24 protein-coding genes are annotated in these 21,369 nt (G+C 72.0%); 18 read left to right on the forward strand and 6 right to left on the reverse strand.

The window, feature by feature from the left end; all coding sequences use genetic code 11:
- Nucleotides 1-3: 3 nt before the first annotated feature.
- Nucleotides 4-750 (forward strand): AAA family ATPase, encoded by a 747-nt coding sequence (locus ACVWNX_RS15000; protein WP_454414778.1) that lies wholly within the window; start codon nt 4-6, stop codon nt 748-750.
- Nucleotides 747-1,136 carry a hypothetical protein gene (locus tag ACVWNX_RS15005; protein WP_454414425.1) on the forward strand — a complete coding sequence of 130 codons (390 nt, stop codon included), beginning with the start codon at nt 747-749 and terminating at the stop codon, nt 1,134-1,136. The genes ACVWNX_RS15000 and ACVWNX_RS15005 overlap by 4 nt, the downstream gene beginning before the upstream one ends.
- Here the strand turns inward: ACVWNX_RS15005 and ACVWNX_RS15010 are convergent.
- Nucleotides 1,089-2,480 (reverse strand): helix-turn-helix domain-containing protein, encoded by a 1,392-nt coding sequence (locus tag ACVWNX_RS15010; protein WP_454414426.1) that lies wholly within the window; start codon nt 2,478-2,480, stop codon nt 1,089-1,091. The genes ACVWNX_RS15005 and ACVWNX_RS15010 overlap by 48 nt on opposite strands.
- 204 nt (nt 2,481-2,684) lie before the next feature.
- Between ACVWNX_RS15010 and ACVWNX_RS15015 the strand changes: the two genes are divergently transcribed.
- The 5 genes from ACVWNX_RS15015 (at nt 2,685) to ACVWNX_RS15035 (ending at nt 7,537) form a co-directional block, all read left to right on the forward strand.
- Nucleotides 2,685-2,858 carry a hypothetical protein gene (locus tag ACVWNX_RS15015; RefSeq protein WP_454414427.1) on the forward strand — a complete coding sequence of 58 codons (174 nt, stop codon included), beginning with the start codon at nt 2,685-2,687 and terminating at the stop codon, nt 2,856-2,858.
- A gap of 102 nt (nt 2,859-2,960) precedes the next feature.
- The gene (locus ACVWNX_RS15020) at nt 2,961-4,724 is read left to right on the forward strand and encodes an asparagine synthase-related protein (RefSeq protein WP_454414428.1); all 1,764 of its coding nucleotides are present in this window, start codon (nt 2,961-2,963) and stop codon (nt 4,722-4,724) included.
- Entirely contained in the window at nt 4,718-5,014 is a 297-nt protein-coding gene (locus ACVWNX_RS15025) for a PqqD family peptide modification chaperone (RefSeq protein WP_454414429.1), read from the forward strand. The genes ACVWNX_RS15020 and ACVWNX_RS15025 overlap by 7 nt, the downstream gene beginning before the upstream one ends.
- The gene (locus ACVWNX_RS15030; RefSeq protein ID WP_454414430.1) at nt 5,011-5,439 is read left to right on the forward strand and encodes a lasso peptide biosynthesis B2 protein; all 429 of its coding nucleotides are present in this window, start codon (nt 5,011-5,013) and stop codon (nt 5,437-5,439) included. The genes ACVWNX_RS15025 and ACVWNX_RS15030 overlap by 4 nt, the downstream gene beginning before the upstream one ends.
- Before the next feature lie 262 nt (nt 5,440-5,701).
- Nucleotides 5,702-7,537 carry an ABC transporter ATP-binding protein gene (locus ACVWNX_RS15035; protein ID WP_454414431.1) on the forward strand — a complete coding sequence of 612 codons (1,836 nt, stop codon included), beginning with the start codon at nt 5,702-5,704 and terminating at the stop codon, nt 7,535-7,537.
- Nucleotides 7,538-7,541: 4 nt separating this feature from the next.
- On the opposite strand, the gene ACVWNX_RS15040 is transcribed toward ACVWNX_RS15035, so the two are convergent.
- Complete coding sequence (locus tag ACVWNX_RS15040; protein ID WP_454414432.1) at nt 7,542-8,531, reverse strand: HAD family hydrolase; 990 nt, start codon at nt 8,529-8,531, stop codon at nt 7,542-7,544.
- Between the two features lie 380 nt (nt 8,532-8,911).
- On the opposite strand from ACVWNX_RS15040, the gene ACVWNX_RS15045 reads away from it, so the two are divergent.
- Nucleotides 8,912-10,108 carry a helix-turn-helix transcriptional regulator gene (locus ACVWNX_RS15045; RefSeq protein WP_454414433.1) on the forward strand — a complete coding sequence of 399 codons (1,197 nt, stop codon included), beginning with the start codon at nt 8,912-8,914 and terminating at the stop codon, nt 10,106-10,108.
- Between the two features lie 202 nt (nt 10,109-10,310).
- Nucleotides 10,311-10,937, forward strand: a complete 627-nt coding sequence (locus ACVWNX_RS15050) for an RICIN domain-containing protein (protein WP_454414434.1) — start codon at nt 10,311-10,313, stop codon at nt 10,935-10,937.
- Nucleotides 10,938-11,040: 103 nt separating this feature from the next.
- Here the strand turns inward: ACVWNX_RS15050 and ACVWNX_RS15055 are convergent, their stop codons facing one another.
- On the reverse strand, nt 11,041-11,715 hold the full coding sequence (locus ACVWNX_RS15055; RefSeq protein WP_454414435.1) for a LuxR C-terminal-related transcriptional regulator: 675 nt from the start codon (nt 11,713-11,715) through the stop codon (nt 11,041-11,043).
- A 378-nt stretch (nt 11,716-12,093) separates the two neighbouring features.
- Here ACVWNX_RS15055 and ACVWNX_RS15060 point away from each other — a divergent pair, with 378 nt between their 5' ends.
- On the forward strand, nt 12,094-12,495 hold the full coding sequence (locus ACVWNX_RS15060) for a hypothetical protein (protein WP_454414436.1): 402 nt from the start codon (nt 12,094-12,096) through the stop codon (nt 12,493-12,495).
- Nucleotides 12,496-12,583: 88 nt separating this feature from the next.
- Here ACVWNX_RS15060 and ACVWNX_RS15065 read toward each other — a convergent pair whose 3' ends face one another.
- Nucleotides 12,584-12,799, reverse strand: coding sequence for a DUF397 domain-containing protein (locus ACVWNX_RS15065; RefSeq protein ID WP_454414437.1), 216 nt, complete (start codon nt 12,797-12,799; stop codon nt 12,584-12,586).
- The gene (locus ACVWNX_RS15070; RefSeq protein WP_454414438.1) at nt 12,783-13,625 is read right to left on the reverse strand and encodes a helix-turn-helix domain-containing protein; all 843 of its coding nucleotides are present in this window, start codon (nt 13,623-13,625) and stop codon (nt 12,783-12,785) included. Before ACVWNX_RS15070 ends, ACVWNX_RS15065 begins: the two co-directional genes overlap by 17 nt.
- Before the next feature lie 820 nt (nt 13,626-14,445).
- Between ACVWNX_RS15070 and ACVWNX_RS15075 the strand changes: the two genes are divergently transcribed.
- From ACVWNX_RS15075 to ACVWNX_RS15110, 8 genes are all read left to right on the forward strand, one after another.
- A complete protein-coding gene (locus ACVWNX_RS15075) occupies nt 14,446-14,865 on the forward strand; it encodes a hypothetical protein (RefSeq protein ID WP_454414439.1) in 420 nt (139 codons plus the stop codon).
- Nucleotides 14,866-14,878: 13 nt separating this feature from the next.
- Nucleotides 14,879-15,643: a radical SAM protein gene (locus ACVWNX_RS15080; protein ID WP_454414440.1), complete on the forward strand. Its 765-nt coding sequence runs from the start codon at nt 14,879-14,881 to the stop codon at nt 15,641-15,643.
- Between the two features lie 82 nt (nt 15,644-15,725).
- On the forward strand, nt 15,726-16,124 hold the full coding sequence (locus ACVWNX_RS15085) for a hypothetical protein (RefSeq protein ID WP_454414441.1): 399 nt from the start codon (nt 15,726-15,728) through the stop codon (nt 16,122-16,124).
- Nucleotides 16,121-16,327: a hypothetical protein gene (locus ACVWNX_RS15090; protein WP_454414442.1), complete on the forward strand. Its 207-nt coding sequence runs from the start codon at nt 16,121-16,123 to the stop codon at nt 16,325-16,327. Before ACVWNX_RS15085 ends, ACVWNX_RS15090 begins: the two co-directional genes overlap by 4 nt.
- A gap of 202 nt (nt 16,328-16,529) precedes the next feature.
- On the forward strand, nt 16,530-17,708 hold the full coding sequence (locus ACVWNX_RS15095) for a helix-turn-helix domain-containing protein (protein WP_454414443.1): 1,179 nt from the start codon (nt 16,530-16,532) through the stop codon (nt 17,706-17,708).
- Nucleotides 17,709-17,880: 172 nt separating this feature from the next.
- On the forward strand, nt 17,881-18,042 hold the full coding sequence (locus ACVWNX_RS15100) for a hypothetical protein (RefSeq protein WP_454414444.1): 162 nt from the start codon (nt 17,881-17,883) through the stop codon (nt 18,040-18,042).
- A gap of 121 nt (nt 18,043-18,163) precedes the next feature.
- A complete protein-coding gene (locus ACVWNX_RS15105) occupies nt 18,164-19,090 on the forward strand; it encodes a hypothetical protein (protein WP_454414445.1) in 927 nt (308 codons plus the stop codon).
- A gap of 59 nt (nt 19,091-19,149) precedes the next feature.
- The gene (locus tag ACVWNX_RS15110) at nt 19,150-19,725 is read left to right on the forward strand and encodes a tetratricopeptide repeat protein (RefSeq protein WP_454414446.1); all 576 of its coding nucleotides are present in this window, start codon (nt 19,150-19,152) and stop codon (nt 19,723-19,725) included.
- Between the two features lie 236 nt (nt 19,726-19,961).
- Here ACVWNX_RS15110 and ACVWNX_RS15115 read toward each other — a convergent pair whose 3' ends face one another.
- Entirely contained in the window at nt 19,962-21,227 is a 1,266-nt protein-coding gene (locus ACVWNX_RS15115; RefSeq protein ID WP_454414447.1) for a GNAT family N-acetyltransferase, read from the reverse strand.
- Nucleotides 21,228-21,369: the final 142 nt, after the last annotated feature.

A 21,369-nucleotide genomic window follows, 5' to 3' on the forward strand; every position in this document is an offset into this window, starting at 1 on the left:
AGCGTGTTCGTCGACCGGGTCTCCGTACCGCACGGGCTCGCCCCGGACCGTACCGAGCGCGGCCGGTGGCCGTTCACCGTGCCCGCGGTCGCCCAGCTCCTCGACGAGGGGCTGTCCTTCGCCCGGCCGGTGACGTTCCTGGTCGGGGACAACGGCTCGGGGAAGTCCACGCTCGTGGAGGCCGTCGCCGAGAGCTTCACGCTGGACGCGTACGGCGGACGCCTCGCCCGGCTCCACGGACGGCCCGACGCGACGAAGACCCCGCTCGGCGAGGTGCTGCGCGCGGAGACGACCCGGGCCGGGGCGCGGATGCTCGCCGGGCCCCGCCGTCACAAGAAGGGCTTCTTCCTCCGGGCCGAGACCGCGTTCGACATGACCGAGAACCTCGGCGGCGTCCCCGGGTACTGGGACGAGGACACCAGCGCCATGAGCCACGGCGAGGGCTTCCTCACCATGTTCCGCGCCATGTTCGACGCCCCCGGCTTCTACGTCATGGACGAGCCCGAGGCCGCGCTGTCCTTCACCGGGTGCCTCCAGCTCGTCGGGCTGATGCACCAGCTCGGCGAGAGCGGCGCCCAGGTCGTCTGCGCCACCCACTCGCCCGTCCTGGCCTCCACCCCCGGCGCCGAGATCATCGAAGTCGGCGACCGGGGCTTCCACCGCACCGCCTGGGAGGACCTGGAACTGGTCGACCACTGGCGCCGCTACCTGAGCAACCCGAACGCCTACCTCCGCCACATCGTCCCGTGACCACCACCCCGGACCCGGGCTCCGACGACGTCACCGAGGCCGACCGGCGCTTCCGCGTCTGGATGCGGCAGAACCTCGACCGCGCCGCCGCCCGCTTCGGCCTCACCGTCACCGGCGAGCCGGTTTTCGGCTGGCGCGACCGCTCCATCAGCGCCCCCGCCCACAGTCCGGACGGCGCGCGCTGGCTCCGCGTCGCCTCCGAGCTGACCCAGTGGGCCCACGGACCCGGCTCGGCGACCACCCCCACCTCGCCCAACCCCTCAACGAACACGCACGACGACTCCTGCGCCACCTCTCCTCATGACTCCCTAGGAACCCCCTCGCAGCTCCTCGTCCGTTCAGACGAGCGCGCCGTGGCGGCTGGCGAAGTCCTGGATGCCGGGTAGATGTTGGGGGCTGTGCAGAAGGTCGGTCGTCAGGGTCCGCAGAGCGGGGCGCCGTAGTTCCTCGGGCGCGGCACGCTCGATCGCGCGCAGCGCGGCATAGGTGCGGGGCCCGTCGCCGATCTGGTGCCACATACGGCCGCTGTCGGTCAGGTACCTCGCCGTCCTTTCCGGGCTGGCGAGGCTGAAGGGATCGAGACGGCGGGTGTACGTGATTCCGTCGTCCGGTGTGCGCAGGGCGTTGTAGCTGCTGATCCGGTACATGGCGCACTCCGACGTGCTGGCGCCCTGGGCGAAGAGTCCGTCCAGCCTCCGGTGCGTACGGGGGATCCGGCTCACGGTCTCGTCCGCCTCGTTCAGCAGGTCCAGTGCGGTGCTGCGGTCGCCCGCCACGGCGGCGCTGTATCCCGCGGTGAGGAGCAGGACGGTCTTCGCGTCGAGGACGGCGGGCGACGGGTCGCCGTGGTGGGTTTCGGTGAGGGCGAGCGCCGTGCGGGTGAGGAACCGGGCGGCTTCCGCCGCCTTGCCCGCGCGGCGCAGGGTGATGGCGACCATCCGGGCGGCAGCGGCGATGACCCGGGGACTACCGCTCGCGCGGGCGGACGTCAGTGCCCGGTCCGAGGTGGCCAGTGCCAGCGGGGAGTGGTGTTTGACCGCGAGTTCGGTGGCGAGGACGTAGCAGCGGGCCACGCTGGCATGTGCCAGGTCACGGGCCCGCCCGGCGGAGGCCCGGTCCCGGGTGGCCTCGGCCGTGGCGAGCAGCGGGGGGAGCACGGCTCCAAGCTGGCTGTAGTTGGCGGCGGAGAACGCCGCGCGCGCCCGGGTGAGTGCCATGTCCAGTTCGCTGAGTGGTACAGGCCGCGCCGTGGCCCCGGACTCGAACAGGGTCCGCTCCAGATGGGCCGTCGGGGTGGTGGGCCGGGGGACGCCGTGAGCGGATTGGGGGGTGAGGAGCGCGGCGCTGATCCCCGCCGCTCCAGTCATGAGGTCTCGGCGTCTCACATCGTCCTCCGGGTCGGCCGGGTCGGCTCCGGCGCCCACACTAGTGGGGCCTGCGGGGGTGAAGCGGTCTGTTGCGGAGGCCAGGGGAGGAAGGTCAGCCGGGATGTCCAAGCCGGTGACGATGCGTTCGAGCACGTCGGCGCTTGTCACCTCGCGCACCCCGCGCTCGATCGCGCTGATGTCCGGCTGTGACAGTCCGACGAGTGCGCCGATCTTGGTCTGGCTGATGCCGGTGTGCTGGCGGAAGCGGCGCAGGACTGTTCCCATGTCGCGCTCGGAGAGTGCCCGGCGCATCGTGGGGTGGTCCCACAGCCCGTGCGGGACGATCAGTTCCTCGGGGTGCACAAATCCCCCTCGTAGGGGACGGACTGAACAGGTCGCGAGTCACCCTAGAGCCACCGTGACGGTTTGTCAGGGGACTCTGAAATTCGTCTGAACGGCGTTCCATAAGGCCGTCGTATACAGCCTTCCTCTGGGCGCGACCCGCCTCCGGAGAGCACCGTCGAGGTGTTCGAAGCGGAATCCGGATTCGAATCAAGGAGGCAGGAAATGCTTTCCACGCCCACCATCACCGCGATCAACCTTACGGAACAGACCGACGCCCAGCCGACGGTCGCCGTGCCGTTCATCGCGCTCCCCGAGAGCTTCTCCGTCGAGACGTCCACCCTCGGCCGCAAGCCGAACAACGACGGGGACAATTCCGGGGCCATGTGGTTCGAGTGACCCGTGTGACCCCAGTGACCCATTTCGCATGGTGAATTCCTGGGGGGCCTATCGCGTCGGCCCCCCAGGGCTCGTACAGCACCGAGGAAAGAGGGGAAGCCGATGAGTGGGGAATGGATCACCGGCGGCGCTTCCGCGCCGTTATGGAGCGCTGGTCCGCCCGCCGAGGGAATCCCGGGCGTACGGATCGAGGAGAACTGCAGGGCGCGAGTGCTCGCCGACGGAGAGACCCGGGTCGCGGTGGTGGGCGACTTCCTCCTCACCCCCGGCGAGGAGAGCGGACTGCTGCGGGCTGCGGCCGGGAGCCGGTGGGCCGACCTCACCAGCCTGCCCGGCTCGTACTGGGTGGTCGCGCAGACCGCCACCCACGGCTTCGTCTGCGGAGACGTGTCCGGGCTTCGGTCCGTGTTCTACCGCAGGCACGGCACCGGCACCATCTGGTCCACGAGTGCCCGCCGGCTCGCCGCCCACCACGACGCACAACCGGATCTCGTGATGATGGCCGCGCGGATCGCGGCCGGAGCGGAGCACTGGCCCGACCGTACGGTCTACGACCGCGTCCGTGCCGTCCCCGGGGGGTTCGGACTCCTCCTCGGACCGGGCGGACCCCGGGTGATCGACGTGAGCGGAGTCCACCGCGCCCTCACGCTCGCCGACGGCGCCACCGACTTCGCGGCAGCGCTGGAACGCGCGGTCCACGGGCGGATGTCCGCGGCGGGGGGCCGGGCGGGAGCCGACGTCTCCGGCGGCCTGGACTCCTCCTCGGTGGCCGTCCTCGCGGCGGAGGTCGGCGAGATCAGTGCCGTCACCTACAGCGACCGCTACACCAGCGCGGAGGATCTCGCCTTCGCCCACCGGGTCGCCGGGCACATCGGCACACCCCTTCACGTCGCCCGGGGCGAGGTCGGGGAACTGCCGTTCGACTGGTCGGCCGTCCAGCCGGTGCCCGAGCAGCCCGCCGCCGCGAGCCTGACCATGAGCCAGCACCACCTCTACCTGCGGCCCGCCGCGAGACTGCCGTTGCACTTCACCGGGCACGGTGGCGACGTCGTCCTCGACTCGTGCAGCGCCGTATGGGTCGGCATGGTGCAGGACGGGCAGCGGCGGACCGCGCGGCGCGAGGTGACGAACTGGGCCAGGGCCCGCAACCGCTCTCCCCGCACCATGTGGCGGGCGATCACCGAAGCCGCCGACGCGGGGCACGCCGGAGCGTTGGAGGAGGCGGCCGACCGCTTGGAGAAGGGCCCGGCCGACACCCGCCGGTCCGGGGTGTGGACCTGGTGCCACCTCGGCGGGTCCAGCCAGTGGCTCACCCCTGACGCCCGCCGCCAGGTCGCCGGACTGCTGCGGGAGGCCGCCCGCACGATCGCCCCGGTCCGCGCCGACCTGTCCGAACAGAACGCCTCCCTGCGGCTGATCGCGGCGGACGCCCGGGACACCGCCCCGCTGGCAGCGGCCTGGGGAATCCGGCCCGTCCACCCCTTCCTCGACAGTCAGGTCGTCCGGGCCGCGTTCGCGATCCCGCCCGCCGAACGCCACGGCCTCAGCACCTTCAAACCCCTGCTCGCCGCCGCGCTGCCCCGGCTGCCCGCGTGGCTGACCGGCCGTCGCTCGAAGGGCAGCTTCACCAGACAGCTCACGGCCGGAATGCTCCACCACCGGCCACGGATCGCCGCCCTGATCCGCACCAGTCCGCTCGTCACCCACGGCCTGCTCGACCCGGTGCCCGTGCTGGAGGCCCTGGCCGCTGTCGGCGGCACCCGCGCGGACGCCCTCTACGATCTCCAGCGCCTGACGATGACCTGTCAGTGGCTCGCCGCCCACCACGCACACCCGTGGCCGGTGAGGAGGGAGACGGTGTGCTGACCCCGCCCGCGCACGTCCACTGGGCCCGCACCGACGAAGACGCGACTGCGGTGCTCGACCTGCGGTCCGGCCGGTGGACCGTCCTCGACCGGGACGGCACCGCCATCTGGCACACCCTCACCGAAGGCGGCGACATGAACCTCCTCGCCATGGAGTTCGCCGGGCCGGACGGCGACCTTCCCGTTACCCGGGACGCGATCCACGCCTACCTCGGCCATCTGCGCGGCCTCGGACTGCTCGTCCTCCCACCCACCCCCCGGGCGAGCCGCTGGCGGAGGCGGTCGCGATGACGCAGATGATCCACGCACCCACCGTCCCGTCGTGGCCGCTGCGGCTCGCCGCCACCACCGCCCTCTCGATCGCGCTCGCCGTCCGAGCGCTGCCGGACACCTGGCGGATGCGGGCCCGCGTCCGGCTCGCCCGAGCCACACGCCGCCTCCCCGCCGCCGATCAGCACCGGGTGGCCCGGGTCTACGCGGCCGTGGTCGCCTCCCAACCGGCCTGGTGGCGCGGACAGATCGACTGCAAGGAACGGTCACTCGGCACCGTCCTCGCCGTCGCGTTCACCGGCCGCCGCTGCCACCTCGTACTCGGCGCCCGCACTCCGCCCGCCGCGTTCCACGCCTGGGTCGCCACTGTGGACGGCACCTTCGTCGGCGCCGACGAAGCCGGTGGCACGGACCATCCGTGGACCCCCGTCTACATCACCCCGTAGACCACCGGGCGGGGCAGGACCAGCGTCCCGCCCACCCGGCACGGCAGTTCACCCTCACGAGTGAATTCCGCTTCGCACCGCTGTCCCTGGGACGGGCTTGGCGTGCTGCGATGCCCCCACGCCCCCACTAACCCCTTTGAGGCCACCGGCCCGCTCCCCGCCAATGGGACGGGTGACTCCGACCACCGCCACCGCGGGCCCTCCCGGCACCAGCCCGTCCGTCGCCACGAAACCCGCCCCCGCGACCGGTCCACCGCCCGTGATGCGCCTCAAAGAAGACGGGTCGAAAACCCACAGCATCAGCACCCGGGCCATCGCCGCGCGGCTTCCCGCCACCCTGCTCCGCGCCTGGCACCTGAGCTGGCGGGCCGACCGCCGCGCCACCCTCACCCTGACCGCCTGCGCCCTGGCCTGCGCGCTCCTGACCGCTGTCGCCCTCCGGGCCACTTCCACCCTCCTGACCGCTCTGCTGGCCCCCGGCACCGCGACACAGCGCCTGGACCAAGCACTGCCCGCGCTACTGATCGTCGCCGCGACCGTGTGCGGCGGCTACCTGGCGGACGCCGGAGCCCGTCTGACCGCCAACACCCTCGCCCCCCGCGTCACCCGCGAAGCCGACCTCGCGGTGATCACCGCCTCGGTCGACGCGGAGCTGAGCGCCTACGAGAACCCCGCCTTCGAAGACGGACGCTTCGCCGCCACCCAGGGCGCGGAGCGCATGCCCGAGCTGATCACCGGAGCGCAGAGCCTCGTGTCCGCGTGCGCGCAGCTCATCGCCTCGGTCGCCGTCGTCGCCACCCTCCACGCCGGGCTCGTCCCACTCGTGCTCCTGGCCGTCGTCCCCCGGATCTGGGGAGCGGTGCGCGCCGCCGGACTCGACCACGACGCGACCCATCGCAACCTGGCCGACACCCGCCTTCGCGGGGTCCTGGCGCAGTACACCACCGACCGGGGCACCGCCGCCGAACTGCGCGCGGGAACGATGCGCTCGTTCATGCTCGACCAGTACCGCGTCATCTCCGGCCGTCTGGAGACCGAGCGGATCGCCGCGTCCCGCCGGGCCGCGCTCACCCAGGGCGTAGGGGATCTGATCGCGACCGTGGCCGTGGCCACCGTGTGGGCGGGCATCATCCACCTGTCCCTCACCGGGGCCATGTCCGTCGCGACCGCGGTGACCGCCATCCTCGTGGTCCGTACCGCGAACGCCTCCCTCGCTGGGAGCGTCCGGGCCTCCGCCCAGTTGTACGGAACGAGTCTGTACGTCGCCGACTGGGCCCGGTTCCTCGACACCGCCAGCACCTGGGCCATGCGCCGCGGCGCCGAAGAGGCCCCAGCGGACGGGCCACAGCGGATCAGCGCCCGCAACCTGACCTTCACCTATCCCGGCAAGAACGCACCCGCCGTCCACGGCGTCGACCTCGACATCGAGCGCGGGCAGGTCATCGCTCTCGTCGGGGAGAACGGGTCGGGCAAGACCACCCTCGCGAAACTGCTGACCGGGCTCTATCTGCCCACGACCGGAACGGTCACCTGGGACGGCGAGCACCTGGCCGACCTGCGCCCCGACACCGTCTGGTCCAACACCGCGATGGTCCCGCAGGACTACACGCGCTGGCCCCTGGCCGCGAGGGAGAACATCACCCTGGGCCAGCCCCGCCCCGAAGGTGACCGGGCCGTGCACACCGCAGCCGAACTCGCCGGAGCTGACACCGTGCTCGCGGCCCTCCCCGATGGCCTCGACACCTCCCTCGCCCGCTCCTGGTGGAACGGACACGACCTCTCCGGCGGCCAGTGGCAGCGCATCGCCATCGCCAGAGCCTTCCACCGCGACGCCCCGGTCCTGATCCTCGACGAACCGACGGCCGCCCTCGACGCCCGCGCCGAGCACCAGGTGTTCAACCGGTTGAGAAGCCTCTCCGACGACGGCCGGTCGACGCTCTTCATCACCCACCGTCTGGTCAACGCACGCGGAGCGGACAAGATCGTCGTCATGCGCCAAGGAGCGGTCGCGGAAACGGGCACGTACCAACAGCTCCTTGACCTGCCCGGCGGCATCTTCGCCGAACTCCACCGGCTTCAAGACGGAAAGGCTCATTGAGCCGCTAACAAGCTCGTGGGCGAGGCCGGGCCCCGGCCGCTCCGGTCGCCCTGCCCGCCCCGGCTTCCCCGGTCCTGATCGCCCCGGCCTCAAGCACCCCCGGCCCCGGACACCCAGTCCCCGAAGGGCCCCCGAGCCCGGCCCGCCCGGCGCGTTCCACCGCTCGCAGCACGTCCTCCAGGGAGTCCACGGTCAGTTCGGCGCCCGCCCGGCGCAGCAGGGTCCGCTGGGCGTCGCCCCGGGCGTGGCCGAGGAACGGCACCCCGGCGCGGCGGGCGGCCCGGAGGTCGTCGGGGGTGTCGCCGAGCAGCAGCGCCCGGGACGGGTCGACGCCCGTCGCGGTCAACGCCCTGACCAGGCAGTGGGGTTCGGGCTTGAGGAGCTGGAGCTGCCGGGTGCGGCCGTAGACGTGCGGGGCGAAGCAGTCGGTGAGTCCGCGTCCGGCGAGGTAGGCGCGGACGGCCCGGGGCGAGCTGTCGGTGGTGACGGCGAGCCGGGCGCCGACGGCGGTCCAGGTGCGGACCAGCGGGTCGGCCCAGGCGGTGGGCCGGGCGGTGGCGGCGGCCCGCACCTCCTCCTGGGTCAGCCGTTCCTCCAGCGCGGCCACCAACTCGTCACCGGGGCGTCTGCGGTCCACCGCCCGCAGCACCACGTGCGGATCGGCGAGCGCCCGCTCCTCCTCGGTGAGCAGCCCCCGCAGCCCCCGGCCCGCCAGCCACTCCGCGAGGCCCGACGCCACCCGTTCCGCGCGGTGCGTGGCAAACAACCGGCACAGGGGCCCGTCGAAGCCGAAGAGGACGACTTCCGCCCGCCCGACCGCGTCCGCCAACAGCTCTGACCGCTCCGCCCGTTCGCTGCGCTCGGCCCGTTCACCGCGCTCGACGCGTTCACCCCGTTCACCGTGGTCGCCGCGCTCAGCCCGTTCGCCGTACGCGCCGTGGTCGGCGTGCTCGACCCGTTCGCCGTGCTCGATGTGCTCGGTCTGGTGTGTCACCGTCTCGGGGTCACCCACTCGGGTAGGCGGGCGCCGGGGGCTCCGGGAGGGTCCGGGGCCGACGGCGGAGGACCGGAGGTCTCCCGGAAAGTGTCGGCCGCCCGGCGCCGGTTTCCCAGGGGGCGGCCCCGGGCGAAGGGTGAACGGGGGTGAACGGCCCCGGGCACCCCTGGACGGCGACAGCCGGTCCGGACGACGGTGGCTGGCGCGGGCGACGGCGGCCCGTACCGGACGACGGCCGCACGGACAGGGCACGGCGGCCGCACGGACGGGGACGGCGGGCCGCACGGACAGGGTGTGTAACGGCGCCCCGAATCCCGTGCCGTGACGGGCCGTCCAACCCCGGGACGACGGGCCCGCCTCCGTTCTAACCTGGGGGCATGACGCGCTACGGGGGAGCGGAACGTGTCGGCCGCATCCGGGACGCCGCCGTGCGCGCGGGAGCCACCGCGAACGACGTGGACGAGTTCTTCGGCGGGGTGATGCGGGCGCTGCGCCCGGTGCTCGGTTCCGAGGTGTGGGCCGGGATCACCGTCGACCCCGCCACCCTGATGGTCACCGGCGGGTACTACCGGAACGCCGTCCCGGTCCGCTACCTGCCGCGCATGCTGGACATCGAGTACCGGGAGGGCGACGTCAACGGCCTGCCGCAACTGGCCCGGGGGCCCGTCCCCGTGGGCGTCCTCGGCGAGGCCGTCGGCGGGGTGCGGGACCGCAGCCCCCGGTACCGCGACATCATCCGGCCCCTGGGCCTCACCGACGAGGTGCGGATCCTGCTGCGCGACCGCTACGGGGCCTGGGGCGCCCTGATCCTCAGCACCGGACCGGGCACCCCGCCGTACGGCCCCGAGGCGGGCGTCGTCGCCCGGGCCGTCGCCCGGCCGCTGGGGGAGTCCCTCCGCAGGCTCCACCTCACCGGTCGCGCCGTCCAGGGGGCCACCGGCCCGGCGGGCCCAGCGCCCGCGCTGGTCCTGCTGGACGAGGAGTACGCGCCGGTGCAGCTCAGCCCCACCGCCGGGCTCTGGCTGGACGAGCTCCCGGCCCCCGACGAGCCCTGTCCGGGCCGGGGCCGTCACCGGACCGGGCACGGCGGCGGGGAGTGCCCCGGCGAACCGTGCGGTGCCCCGCCGAGGGGGCGGACGGCGCGCGGGCTGCCCCCCGCGCTCTACGGAGTGGCGGCGGCGGTGCGCGCCCCGGGCTCCGCCGGTTCCCTCGCCTCGTGGGCGCACACCCGGACCCGTGGCCGGGTCCGGCTGCACGCGTGGCGGCTCGACGCCCGGGGTCCCGCGCGGGTCGCCGTCGCCGTCGAACCCGCAGGCCCCGGCGAGCACATCGCGCTGATCACGGCGGCCCACGGGCTCACCCCCCGGGAGGCCGAGATCACCGCGCTGGTGCTGAGCGGCCACTCCACCGCGTCCATCAGCCGGTTGACGCACCTCTCCCCGTACACGGTCCAGGAGCATCTGACGTCGGTCTTCGACAAGACCGGCGTCCGCAGCCGCCGCGACCTGGTGGCCAGCCTCTTCGTCCGGCACGTGGGGCCGACGCTGCTGGACGGGGGCGGAGGGGCGGCCTGAACCGCGCCTCCGCCGGGCACGCGTCCGCCGCTTGGTGGGCGGCCGGGACGGCACCCATGAGCCGGGAACAGCACCCCGTGCCCGGCCGAACTGCCCGGACCGCCGGGACACCGGCCCCGTGTGCCCGGGACGCCCCGCCGCGCAGGATGGCGACCGCCGCCCGACGGCGGCACATCCGCAACCGCGAGAAGAGGTACGTACGATGAGGAAGGCCCTGATCGCCGCGGTGGCGGCGGTCGTGTTCCCCGCCGCCCTGCTGGCCACCGGCGGCACCGCCCAGGCCGGTCCCGCGCCCGTGGACCGGTCGGCCGCCACGGAGTCGTCCGCCGCCAAGGCGCCCGCCGCCCCCGAGCAGCTCGCGGCGGGCAAGAGACTGGCCGCCGCGGGCTCGGTCACCATCCGCAACCGCTACAACGACCGCTGTCTGCAGGCGAAGGGCGACGTCATCGGCTCCGACGTCCGCCTGCTGAACTGCGACGCCAACGACGCCCGCCAGAAGTGGGACATCGCCTGGGTCTACACCTCGGCGGGCGGCTACTACGAGCTGCGGAACGCGTCCAGCGGGCTCTGCCTGGACGCCGACTGGGGTTCCATCGGCGCCAACGGCACCCGGACGCAGGTGTGGGACTGCGTGGGTTCCGCCCAGACCAACCAGCACTGGCGGATACGGCCGGTCACCAATCTGCCGAACACCTTCACGGTGACCGTCGAGACCAACGGCCGCTGCCTGGACGGGCACCTCCAGACCATCAACGACAACCCGGGCCGGACGCAGCTCTGGGACTGCCTGGGCACCGCCCAGGTCAACCAGCACTGGCGCATCGCCTGACCTTCACGGTGACGGGGGTGCGGCCGGACGGCGTCCGGCCGCACCCGCTTTCCGGTGCCCCGCGCACCGACCGCACCGACCGCACCGACCGCGCGGCCCGCGCTCAGCGCTCCCCGCCCAGACCCGCCTCCCGGGCCCGGACGATCGCCTCGGCCCGGCTGGCGGTGTGGAGCTTGGTGAGGACGGTGGAGACGTGGTTGCGCACGGTCTTCGGGCTCACCGTGAGGCGGCGGGCGATCGTCGCGTTGTCCAGGCCACGGGCGATCAGGTCGAGCACCTCGTGCTCCCGGGGCGTCAGCCCCCGCAGCACCGGGACGGGACGGCCCCGGCAGAAGTCGGCCACCCAGGCGACGACGCGTCCGCCGACGCCCGCCCCGAGCAGGATCTCGCCGTTGGCCACCGCCCGGACCGCCCGTTCCAGTTCCGCCCGGCCCGCCCCCTTGAGCAGATAGCCGCGCGCCCCCGTCCGCAGCGAGGCGATCACGGAATCGTCGTCGGCGGTCACCGTCACGACCAGGACGGCGGGTTGGGGCCGTAACCGCAGCAGACGGCGCGCCGTGTCGATCCCGGAGCCGCCGCCCGGGCCGGGGCGCGGGTCCGTCACCACCACCCGGGGCCGGTACCGTTCCACCGCCGCGACGGCCTCGTCGGCGGTCGCCGCCTCGCCCACCACCGAAAGCCCGGGCACCGAGCCGAGCAGTGCCGTCAGCCCCGTCCGGAAGACCGGATCGCCGTCCATGACGACGACGGTGACCTCCGCTGCCGCTGTGCCGTCCATCGTGTTCCTCCCCCTGGCGGAACGGTGCCCGGAGCCGGACCGGGCGCCCCGCCCCCGGAGGGACGTCCGGCGCGGGTCCGGTCCCCCGCGCACCGGTTCCCTCCTCCCGGTGCGGCGGACACCGCCCGGGCCACCGAGGAGGTTCCCAGAGCGGCCCGGGCCGTCGTACCCCAGAAAACTGGGGCCCCGCCCGAGCGGGTCCGGGGAACGGTTCCGAGCTGGGGATTCAAGGGACGCCGAAGGTTTCTCCAAGGCGGCTGTGTGACGTTGAGGGCGGGGAAGGCCCGACGACCCGATCAGGGACCGGGCCGCTCGGAAATCCGTTCCGCGCCGAAACGCTCGTCGCGTTCCCGCGTCCTGACCGACAAGGAGTTCGTCGTGGCTTCCAGACTCTCCCGTACGCTCGCCGTCGCCGCCGCGGGCGCTGGCCTCGTCCTGTCCCTCGCCGTCCCCGCCGAGGCGGAGGGCGGCACCTACCGGGCCCGTCTCCGCGACGACTGCGGCTACGCCAAGGGCACCTACCACTGGTACAAGACCGCCGTCTACAACGGCAAGCAGTCCTACAAGACCGACTGGGACTTCGCCCTCAGGGACCGCTGTTCCACGGACGGCTACCGCGTGAGCCTCTACGCGAAGTACAGCAAATGGAACGGCAGGGCCTGGGTCAACAACGGGCGCTACCGCCAGATCCCCGCCTCGGGCGCCTGGAGCAAGGTCGCCGACGTCCGGATCTACCTGTGCAAGGTCGGCCGCCCCTCCAGCTGCGTGGGCATTTCGTAGCGCGTCGCCCACGAACGTCCGCCCGGACACGCCGAGGGCCCCGTCCGTCTCCGCTTCCGGAGGCGGACGGGGCCCTTTGCCGCCGTCCCTACAGGCCCGCCCGCTTGACGCCCGCCACGAACGAGGCGAAGGCGTGGGCTGGGAGGTTCAGAACGGGACCGCCCGGGTTCTTGGAATCGCGGACGGGGACGGTGCCGGTCACGGAGGCGTGCGCGGGGGCCCACTCGACGCAGTGTGTTCCTCCGTTGCCGCTGTAGCTCGACGCGACCCACTGAGGGTGGACTGGATCAGGGGTGGTGCTCATCTGGGAGTTCCTCCAACACGGCTCGGATGAAAGCCGCAGACTCGGTGGGCGGCAAGGCGGATGCGCTGAGCAGATCGTAGGCACGGAACCTGCTCTGCACCTCGTGATGTTCTTCGAACAGTGTTCCCGTACTGATGCTCTCTTCCCAGGCTACTCGTTTCCCAGAGCCGAGGGTTGAGAGGGAGAGAGATCCTCCTAGGAGCCCGTGAGCACCGCGTGAGAAGGGGATCACCTGGATGAAGGATGACGGCGTGAGGCACAGGTCCAGCAGCTTGACCAACTGGTCCCTCATGACCGCCGGGCCACCGTAAACCCGCCGCAGTACGGCCTCTTCCAGGATCACCGAGTAGTCCGGCGAAGGGCTTCCCAGTAGACGGGACTGTCGGCCCAGCCGCAGCGTCCACAGTTCCTCCATCTTCTCCTCTGTGATCTTCGGATCATGGATGCGGAACAGCGTGCGAGCGTACGCCTCAGTTTGCAGAAGACCGGGCATGAGCTGAGGGGTGTACTCCTTGATGACCGTGGCCATCGCCTCCAAGTCCATCCACCGTCGGAACTGATCCGGATGCGCCTCCTTCTTGCACAGCGCGTATAGGTCGTTGAAGAGGCCGTTGGCGTTGAACATCTGATCGAGCGTGGTCGGCAACTCGGGTGGGGGCATGCGTTCTGCCTTCTCGATCCGGGCCAAGTGAGCCTTGCTCACCGTGACACGGGTTGCCATCTCGTCGAGGCTCCACCCGTTCGCTTCCCGGTAGCGCCTCATCCTGGCGCCGAACAGATGGCGGGCGCTTCGCTCCGGGGTCAATTGTGCGGGTCGCTGAGCCATACAAGCCTCCTCTGCATCTCCAAATCGGAACTGGAGACATTGGCTGGTGGAAATCGCGGGGACTCCGCGTGACGATAGATGCGTTCAGAGTGAACACCCCTGGCGATGCAGCCCGTTCCCCTCGCCGTAATGGCGATCGGCAATCCGAACAGGCGCCACCAGAGGTTGTCGCACGCGGTTCCGAGGTGTCCGAGTGCCGCTCTCACGCGGATTCGCTCGGCCCTGGAAGTGAAATCAGGACGGTCATGGAACGAGACAGGACGGCGGTGCGGAAGCTTCGCCGCGTTGTTGTCGGCGGGCGCCGGAACGGGGGGCCGTGCCGTGTCCGGTGACGAACTCACGGTTGGCACTCTCGCGTTCGACGTCCAGCGTGGAGTCGTGGGGATGGTCATGGACATCACCTGGGGTCCGGTCTATCTGCGCCCGCAGGGCGGTGGGGTCGAGTGGTGCGCGCGTCGTGAGGACGTGCGTCCGGCGACGGTCCTGGACCGGCTGCGACCCGCGTTGCGCGAGTTGAACGTACGTAGCACTCGCGGAGGTTTGTAGGGGTGGGCAAGCGGTTTCGTCACATCGAGTGGAGCCTGCGACGTTTGGAGTTCTGGGGTGCCAGTGCGTATGCACAGTGCGTTTCCGGTTCGCCCCAGTGCAATGCGGTTCCGCCTAAAGGTCCGGAGTTCCGTACGGCCGAGGGTGCGGCGCGGTGGATCGAAGTTCACTTCCGGGAGACGGGTCATCGTCGGTTCGACCGGGCGTTGTTCGAGACGGTGCAGTGGGACCCGCCGGAGGACGTCGACCCGCTCACCATCCCGGGGGTCACGACGTGAGCCCGTCACCGAACTACCGGGCGCAGGTAGTCGCGGAGTGGTCCTCGGCGTACGGGGACTGGGACACCCGGATGGTCCTCGGAACGTTCACCAGCCCGTACCCGGGACGGGCCCTGCGCTGGCTCCGCAAACAGGCGGTCCGCATCGCCGACGGCCTCGACCCGGACCCGGACGGCGGCCCGATCCACCCGGAAGCACTGCACGAAATCCCTTTCCCGGACCACGAGTTCCCCGCAGCCCTCGGTGACGCACCCACCCGCCTCCGCATCTGGGCCCTGAGCGAGGACCACGCACCCGCCATACGACGACTGCGCGCCGGAGAAACGGTCCAGGTCGTCGCGGCGGAGTACGGCGAGCGCTACGTCCTCACCGCCTGGTCCGACACCGCGACCGAACCCCCAACCTTGACACAGTGATAAGGATCAGCCGATGCCGCTGGTTGATGAACCGCCCCCGCCCCGGCAGCCGTTCCCCGGGATCACCGTCCTGGAACTGGAGATCACCGGGCACTGCACCCGCCACTGCGCCCACTGCCTCTCCGAGCCGGAGCCCTGGACCGCGCCCGGGACGATGACCCCCGACGACTGGCGCCGCGTCATCACCGACGCAGCGACCCTCAACGTCCCCCACCTCCGCCTCATCGGCGGCGAACCGACCCTCCACCCCCACTGGACCGACTTCGCAGACCTCGCCCTGTCGTCCGGGCTGACCGTCGAGCTGTACAGCGACCTCGTCCGTATCCGGGACGACTGGTGGGAGTTGCTCACCCGGCCCGGGATCGGCGTGACGACCGGCTATCACAGCGACTCCGCCAACCAGCACGAGTACCTCACCGGACACCCCGGCAGCCACAGCGACACCCAACACACCATCAGACAGGCCGTCCAGCGCGGGGTTCGCGTCCGCGCCCGGATCATCGACACCTTCCCCGGGCAGCGCATCCGCTGGGCCCGCGCAGATCTCAAAGCCATGGGCGTTACCCGAGTCACTTTAGATCGTTATCACACAGGGGCACGCAACCCGGTCTCCGGAACGGACCCCGGACCAGGGCTGGACGAAACCCACTCCCACCACGCACGAGGACGCCTCACCGTCCACCCCAACGGCAACCTCACCGGCTGCCCACTCACCCCAGGGGCCCCTACCGGAAACCTCCGCCGCACCCCACTCACCGCACTACTGACCACCACCTGAAACACAAAACGCCCCGGGCGGACCGCAGCAACGGTCCACCCGGGACTCGCCAAGACAGCTTGCTGAAGGAGCTGACCGACGTATGCGTAAGCATATCTGGCATGCCCTTGTATGGGTCCTGATCCACCTCCCCCTCACCCGCAGGACCCGCCCCGGCCGCCACACCGCCGAACACCTGGCCAGGACCGAACCCACATCCGGCCCCGCACCCGTCCCCACACCGGCACCGGCACCGGCACCGGCACCGGAGCCCGCCCCGGACCCGGACCCGGATGCGAACCCCTGGCGGCGCCCCTGGACCGGCCCCAGCTCAGCCGAAGCCCTCGCGATCTTCCGCACCGAAGAAGCCCGGTACCTGAACCCGGAGCAACGCGAACGGTTCTACGCGACGGCGTTCGCGGAGCTCGGCTACGACTACCCATACACCGCGCGAGACGTCCACCAGGCCACGGGGACCGGGACCGAAACGGCCGCCGCATGACCCGCGACGCCCTCCTCCACGACGGACCGCCCACTACGACCGGCGCCCACTGCCACACCTGCGGACGCTGGACCACCGTCCCCGTCGTCATCGGCTACACCAACCGCACCGGAACCACCGGCGACACCACACCCGTCACCCACCACACCTGCCCCCACCACCTCACCGAAGACGAACCGTCCACGGACCAGCGGACCCCTTAGCGCCCGTGGGCCTCAAGGGCGCCGGGGCCCCGGCCCCGGGAAACGCTCCGGGTCGGACGGGTACGGCATCCCGTACCCGTCCGGCCCGTGCCCGCTTCCACTCCGGTGCGGGGGAAGACGCCGCCGCGAAGCACGGTCCGCTGAGGATCGGCGTGGGTCTCCAAAGGTGGCGGTACCGTCCCCGTTAGACGAAGGGGGCGCCATGAAGTGGAACGCGTACACCACCGGTCAGCGGATCAAGCTGCTGCGCGGAGCCGTCACCCAGGAAGAACTCGCCGAGAACGCGGGCCTGTCCATCGCCACGATCCGGAAGGCCGAGCAGGACCGGGGCCAGGTCTCGCTGCCCACCCTCATGAGGCTCGCCCACGCCCTGGGAGCCGACGTCTCCGTGATCGTGGGTCAGCAGGCCCCCCGCAGAGCGATGCTCGCGGACGACCGGACCACCCTGCGCGAACTGTCGCGCACGGTCCACGACACCGCGGCTGGGATCGGCACCGGCAGAGAGCCCGTGGACTTCGCTGGCGACCTCGCGGCGGGCTGGGACGCCTACCGGGCCGGGCGCACCGGGGTGGCCGGGCAGTTCGCCGCATCCTGTGTCCGGGACGCGGCAACGGCCCTGACGGACAGCACCGAAGACCGCCGTATGGCCGCACGCGGCGTTCTCGCCGATGCCTACCGTCTGGGTGCCTACGTCGCCAACCAACTCGGAGCCCGCGATCTCGCCTATGCCGCCATCGGCCACGCCGCCGACCAGGCCCGGCAGGCAGGCGATCCGGTGCGGGAAGCCTGCGTGGCCTCGGGGCGCTCATGGGTCTACCTGCGAGACGCCCGACTCGATGACGCCGAGCGCACCGCGGGCTTCTCCTACACCAGCATCGAACCGGCCTACAGCGACCGCGATCCCGTACTGCTCGCGACCTACGGGTGGCACGTCACCTTCGCGGCCGTGGTCGCGGCCCGTCAGGGGGATGCCGCCGCCGAGGACCTGCTGTCCCAGGGCTTCGCGGTCGCCGCCCGGCTGGGGCGTGACGTCATGGTCAACGGCACCGCGTTCGGGCCCGCCGCCGTCACCGCCCAGGCCGTCGGTATCGCCGTGTCCACCGGCAAGGCCGCGAAGGCCCTGAACCTCGCGGAGCAGGTGCACGACTGGTCCCCGCTGCACCAGGCCGCGCGGAACCGCCTCCGCCTCGACATCGCCCTCGCCCAGTGCGACACCCGGCAGTACGACACCTGCCTGGACACCCTGCTGACGGTGTGCGCGGAGCAACCTGACTGGGTACGCCACCAGACTCTCCCCGGCGTCATCGCCCAACGCGCCGGCCACGCCACCACCTCCCGCTCCCGGAAGATCGCAAAGATCATCGGGGCCACCCTCGCGTAACCGCTACGCCCCATAGGACATCGCCCCGGCACGAATCCGGGTAGTGCCACACCACCGCTCTTCACCGTCTGCGACGGAGCGACCACTCTGGAGACCAGCGGGCGGCCGGTACCCGTCGCTCCCCCTTCGGGACCGGCACCCTGGCCCGCACACCACAGAGAGGAGCATGATCATGCCCGACACCCTCCAGGTCAACGACCTGACGCGGCGACTGGACCACTCGGTTCCGGACGGTGTCTTCGAACCGGAGACGCACGCCGTCGAGTCCCTGACCCGGCGACTGGACCACTCCGTTCCCGACGGCGTCTTCGAACCGGAGACACGCACGGTCTGACCCTGGCTGGCGCCGCGCTGACGCCGGTCAGCCGACGGCATGGCGGGTCGGCCCGGGACGAGCACTCGGACCGACCCGCCTTCTCATCCAAGAGACCCGTATCCCGTCAAGGAGGCCCACAGTGCACACCACCATCACCACCCGCGTAGAGCCCGGCTCTTTCTTCGACCTCGGCCGAAACGACCCGGCGCTGATCCGTCTGCGCGAGGACGACGCCGAGCAGGCCCTTCCGTTCGTCCTGATGGAGCACCTGGTGAAGTCCGGCATCCCGTACGCCGAGCACGCCCGCGCATTGAGCGGCGACAGCGTGGAGGTGGCCGGAGCCCGCTTCACCTGGTTCGAGGGCGAACTGCCGGAACAGATCGCCCGCGAGATCAGCCTGGGAGGCTACGAGATCGCCCCGCACACCGTCGGGCGGCGCGTGGCGCTGACCCAGGCGCTGGAGAGGCTGGCCACCGCCCACCCCGACGGCTTCGCCCTCGTCTCGGAGTTCGTCCGGGGGCTGCTGTGGGTGGTTCTCAAGCCGGGCGTGCGCGCTTCGTCCCTGACCAGTTCCAGTGATCCCGCGCTCCCGTACATCGTCGTGTTCTCCGGGAAGGCACTCCACCACATCCCGCCGAACACCGTCGGCCCGGAGCCGTCCCCCCTCTTCCTGGCGGAGAACCTCCTGCATGAGGCGGTCCACCAGTCGGTGAGCTTCCACGTCCTGACGCACCAGGTCTTCGCCGACGGGTACTCCTCGAAGACCTCCCCGAAGATCGAGATCGCGTGGCGTGTGGCGCAAGGGGTGGCCCGCAACCAGTTCTGGGAGGTGGACCGGGCCTTCCACGCGACGTACGTGTACAACCAGCTCCTGCGGTTCCGCCGGAGCGAGCTCGACCGCGACGACCTGACCGCCGACGAACGCGCCCACTTCCAGGCCGCCTACCAGGAGGGCGTTCCCGCCGTCCGCTACCTCATGGACCAGCTCGAACTCCAGGGTGAGCACTTCACCGCGCACGGCAGGGATCTGCTGGCTGGCCTGCGCCGCCGGACCGACCGGCTCTAGCGTCAGCGACCGGACCCAGGCGCGGAAAACCGGAACCGGAACCGAGCAAGGACGGATGAATGCTCCAGCACCTCATCGCACAGGACGAGGCCCTTCGCATGGTCCCCGTCGACCGCGCCCGGTTGTCCACCGCCGTAGCGAGGATCCGCGAGGAATTCGTGACGCTGGCCGAAGGAGCGGACGCTGCCGGAGCACGGTCCCTGGCCCGCTGGACAGGCATCGGTCTGTTGGCCCTGGGCGACTACGACGACGCGCTCAGGTTCCTGCGGCGATCGCTCGAACTGGCTTCGGCCAGCGGAAACTCCAGAGCCGTCGTGGCCAACGAACTCAACCTCGGCGACGCGTACCGCTACGTCGGCCAGGCGCACACCGCCGAAGCGCTCTACCGCAGGGCCTTGGACAGTGCCCGGGACCGGCACCCGGATCTCGTTGACTTCGCCCTCCAGCACCTGGGCAAGCACCTCATGGAACAGGGCGGTCTCACATCGGCCCGCGCCCACTTCCAGGAAGCCCTCCGGCTGCGGACCGCGAAGGGCGACACCGCTCTGATCGAATCCACCCAGGCCGCCCTCGACCGCGTCGAACAGCTGATCAGCCACGCCTCAGCGGAGGGCGGGGCGGAAGCGGCACGGTAAGGCCGACGGTGGATCCGCTGGCTCCCATCCCTCACCACGGCCCACGGCCCGAACACCGGTCCGGGAGCGGGCAGGGTTCCCCGTTCCCGGACCCGCCGCGAACGGCCCGGCCCCGTCAGCCGTGGACGACCCGGACGGCCCGGACGGCCCGGACGGCCCGGACGGCCCGGACGGCCCGGACGGCCCGGACGGCCCGGACGGTCAGAACGGCCCGGACGGTCAGAACGGCCGGACGGTCAGAACGTGTCGGAGCACCAGGGCGACCGGGCGGTGCGGAACAGCGCGTCGGCCGTGAGGGCGGCGCCCGTCCGTTCCTCCGTGACCAGGCCGAGGGCGGTCAGCCGGGCCGCCGAGGCGTCCCCGAGCCAGAGCCGGGACAGCGTGCCGGTGGTGAGGGTGAGATCGGCCGGGGCGGTCGTCCGTACGCACTCGGCGCCCTCGGGCGAGGCGTCCAGCCGGAACCGTCCCCCCGAGGAACCGCCCGCGCCCAGTGGCTCGTCCACCACCTCCAGGACCACCGATCCGGCGGTCTCGTAGCTCCGGGCGGCCAGCGCGGCGGCCACGTCCAGCAGCCGCACCCACAGCCAGTCCGCCGTGGAGAGGGCGTGGGCGGCCCGGGCGTCCGGGAACAGGTCCGCGACCAGGCAGTCGGGGGCGCGCGGGCCGGTGCGGACCGTGGCGATCCAGTCGACCGCGCACAGGTACTCCCACAGCGCGCGTTCCACCGCCGGGGTGGTGGCCAGCAGCTGGTCGACGGTGGCGGTGTTCAACGGCTGGTGGCCGTCGCCCCACTTGTCCTCGACGCGGTAGGAGAGCAGTCCGGCGACCGTGCCGTCCGGCTCCCGGTAGAGCACGGCGAAGGGTTCCGTCCACGGGTCGGAGTCCAGCCGGAGGGCGCCGGTGTTCCGCCGCCACCACCGCTCGTCGCGGTCGACGGCCCCCGGCTGCTGACGGTGGACGCGCTCGTACAGCGCCGGGCCGAGTGCGCGGACGGTGTCCTGGTCGACCAGTTCGAGACGGGCGCCGGGTTCGGCGGTGGCGGCGCGGCGGGGGTCGAGTCCGGTGCGGGTCGCGTCGATCCGCCACTCGGTGCAGCGGGCGGCCGGGCCGAAGCCGTAGCGCCCGTAGATCGGGTACTCGGCGGCGCACAGCGACGCGACGGTCTCGCCGCGCTCCCGGGCGGCGCGCAGATCGGCGTCGATCATCCGGCTGAGCAGTCCGCGACGGCGGTGGGTGGCGCTGACGGTGACGTTGCTGACCGCGTTGGAGCGGACGGTGGCGCCGCCCACGGTGATCAGCTCCTGGGTGAACGAGCGGTACGTGGCGACGCAGCGGCCCTCGTCGAACGCCCCGGCGACCCGGGGCGAGAAGACCTCCGCGCGCGCCGCCAGGTCGTTCGCGGTCGGCGTCGGAGGCCGTAGGAAGCCGGTGCTGAGCGCGCGGAGCCAGTCCGACAGCTCTTCTTCCCGGACCGGACGCACATCGATTCGTTCTCCACCCATCCCGTCACGCTAAGCCCCGCGTTTCCCGCCTGTCGCCTTCTTTTCCACGGGCCCGGCCCGCGCCCGGGGTCCCGGGTACGGCGGAGGCCCGCCCCCCGGTGTCCGGGGGGCGGGCCCTGTGTCCCCGCGGCGGCACCGCCAT

The sequence above is a fragment of the Streptomyces sp. JNUCC 64 genome (assembly GCF_054484115.1).

Excerpts from the sequence above, each read along its gene's own strand:
- ACVWNX_RS15050 (WP_454414434.1), top strand. The coding sequence starts at position 10,311 with ATGAGGAAGGCCCTGATCGCCGCGGTGGCGGCGGTCGTGTTCCCCGCC.
- ACVWNX_RS15090 (WP_454414442.1), top strand. The coding sequence starts at position 16,121 with ATGACCCGCGACGCCCTCCTCCACGACGGACCGCCCACTACGACCGGC.
- ACVWNX_RS15045 (WP_454414433.1), top strand. The coding sequence starts at position 8,912 with ATGACGCGCTACGGGGGAGCGGAACGTGTCGGCCGCATCCGGGACGCC.
- ACVWNX_RS15055 (WP_454414435.1), bottom strand. The coding sequence starts at position 11,715 with ATGGACGGCACAGCGGCAGCGGAGGTCACCGTCGTCGTCATGGACGGC.
- ACVWNX_RS15085 (WP_454414441.1), top strand. The coding sequence starts at position 15,726 with ATGCGTAAGCATATCTGGCATGCCCTTGTATGGGTCCTGATCCACCTC.
- ACVWNX_RS15030 (WP_454414430.1), top strand. The coding sequence starts at position 5,011 with ATGACGCAGATGATCCACGCACCCACCGTCCCGTCGTGGCCGCTGCGG.
- ACVWNX_RS15035 (WP_454414431.1), top strand. The coding sequence starts at position 5,702 with ATGCGCCTCAAAGAAGACGGGTCGAAAACCCACAGCATCAGCACCCGG.
- ACVWNX_RS15065 (WP_454414437.1), bottom strand. The coding sequence starts at position 12,799 with ATGAGCACCACCCCTGATCCAGTCCACCCTCAGTGGGTCGCGTCGAGC.
- ACVWNX_RS15080 (WP_454414440.1), top strand. The coding sequence starts at position 14,879 with ATGCCGCTGGTTGATGAACCGCCCCCGCCCCGGCAGCCGTTCCCCGGG.
- ACVWNX_RS15070 (WP_454414438.1), bottom strand. The coding sequence starts at position 13,625 with ATGGCTCAGCGACCCGCACAATTGACCCCGGAGCGAAGCGCCCGCCAT.
- ACVWNX_RS15015 (WP_454414427.1), top strand. The coding sequence starts at position 2,685 with ATGCTTTCCACGCCCACCATCACCGCGATCAACCTTACGGAACAGACC.
- ACVWNX_RS15095 (WP_454414443.1), top strand. The coding sequence starts at position 16,530 with ATGAAGTGGAACGCGTACACCACCGGTCAGCGGATCAAGCTGCTGCGC.
- ACVWNX_RS15020 (WP_454414428.1), top strand. The coding sequence starts at position 2,961 with ATGAGTGGGGAATGGATCACCGGCGGCGCTTCCGCGCCGTTATGGAGC.
- ACVWNX_RS15110 (WP_454414446.1), top strand. The coding sequence starts at position 19,150 with ATGCTCCAGCACCTCATCGCACAGGACGAGGCCCTTCGCATGGTCCCC.
- ACVWNX_RS15100 (WP_454414444.1), top strand. The coding sequence starts at position 17,881 with ATGCCCGACACCCTCCAGGTCAACGACCTGACGCGGCGACTGGACCAC.
- ACVWNX_RS15115 (WP_454414447.1), bottom strand. The coding sequence starts at position 21,227 with ATGGGTGGAGAACGAATCGATGTGCGTCCGGTCCGGGAAGAAGAGCTG.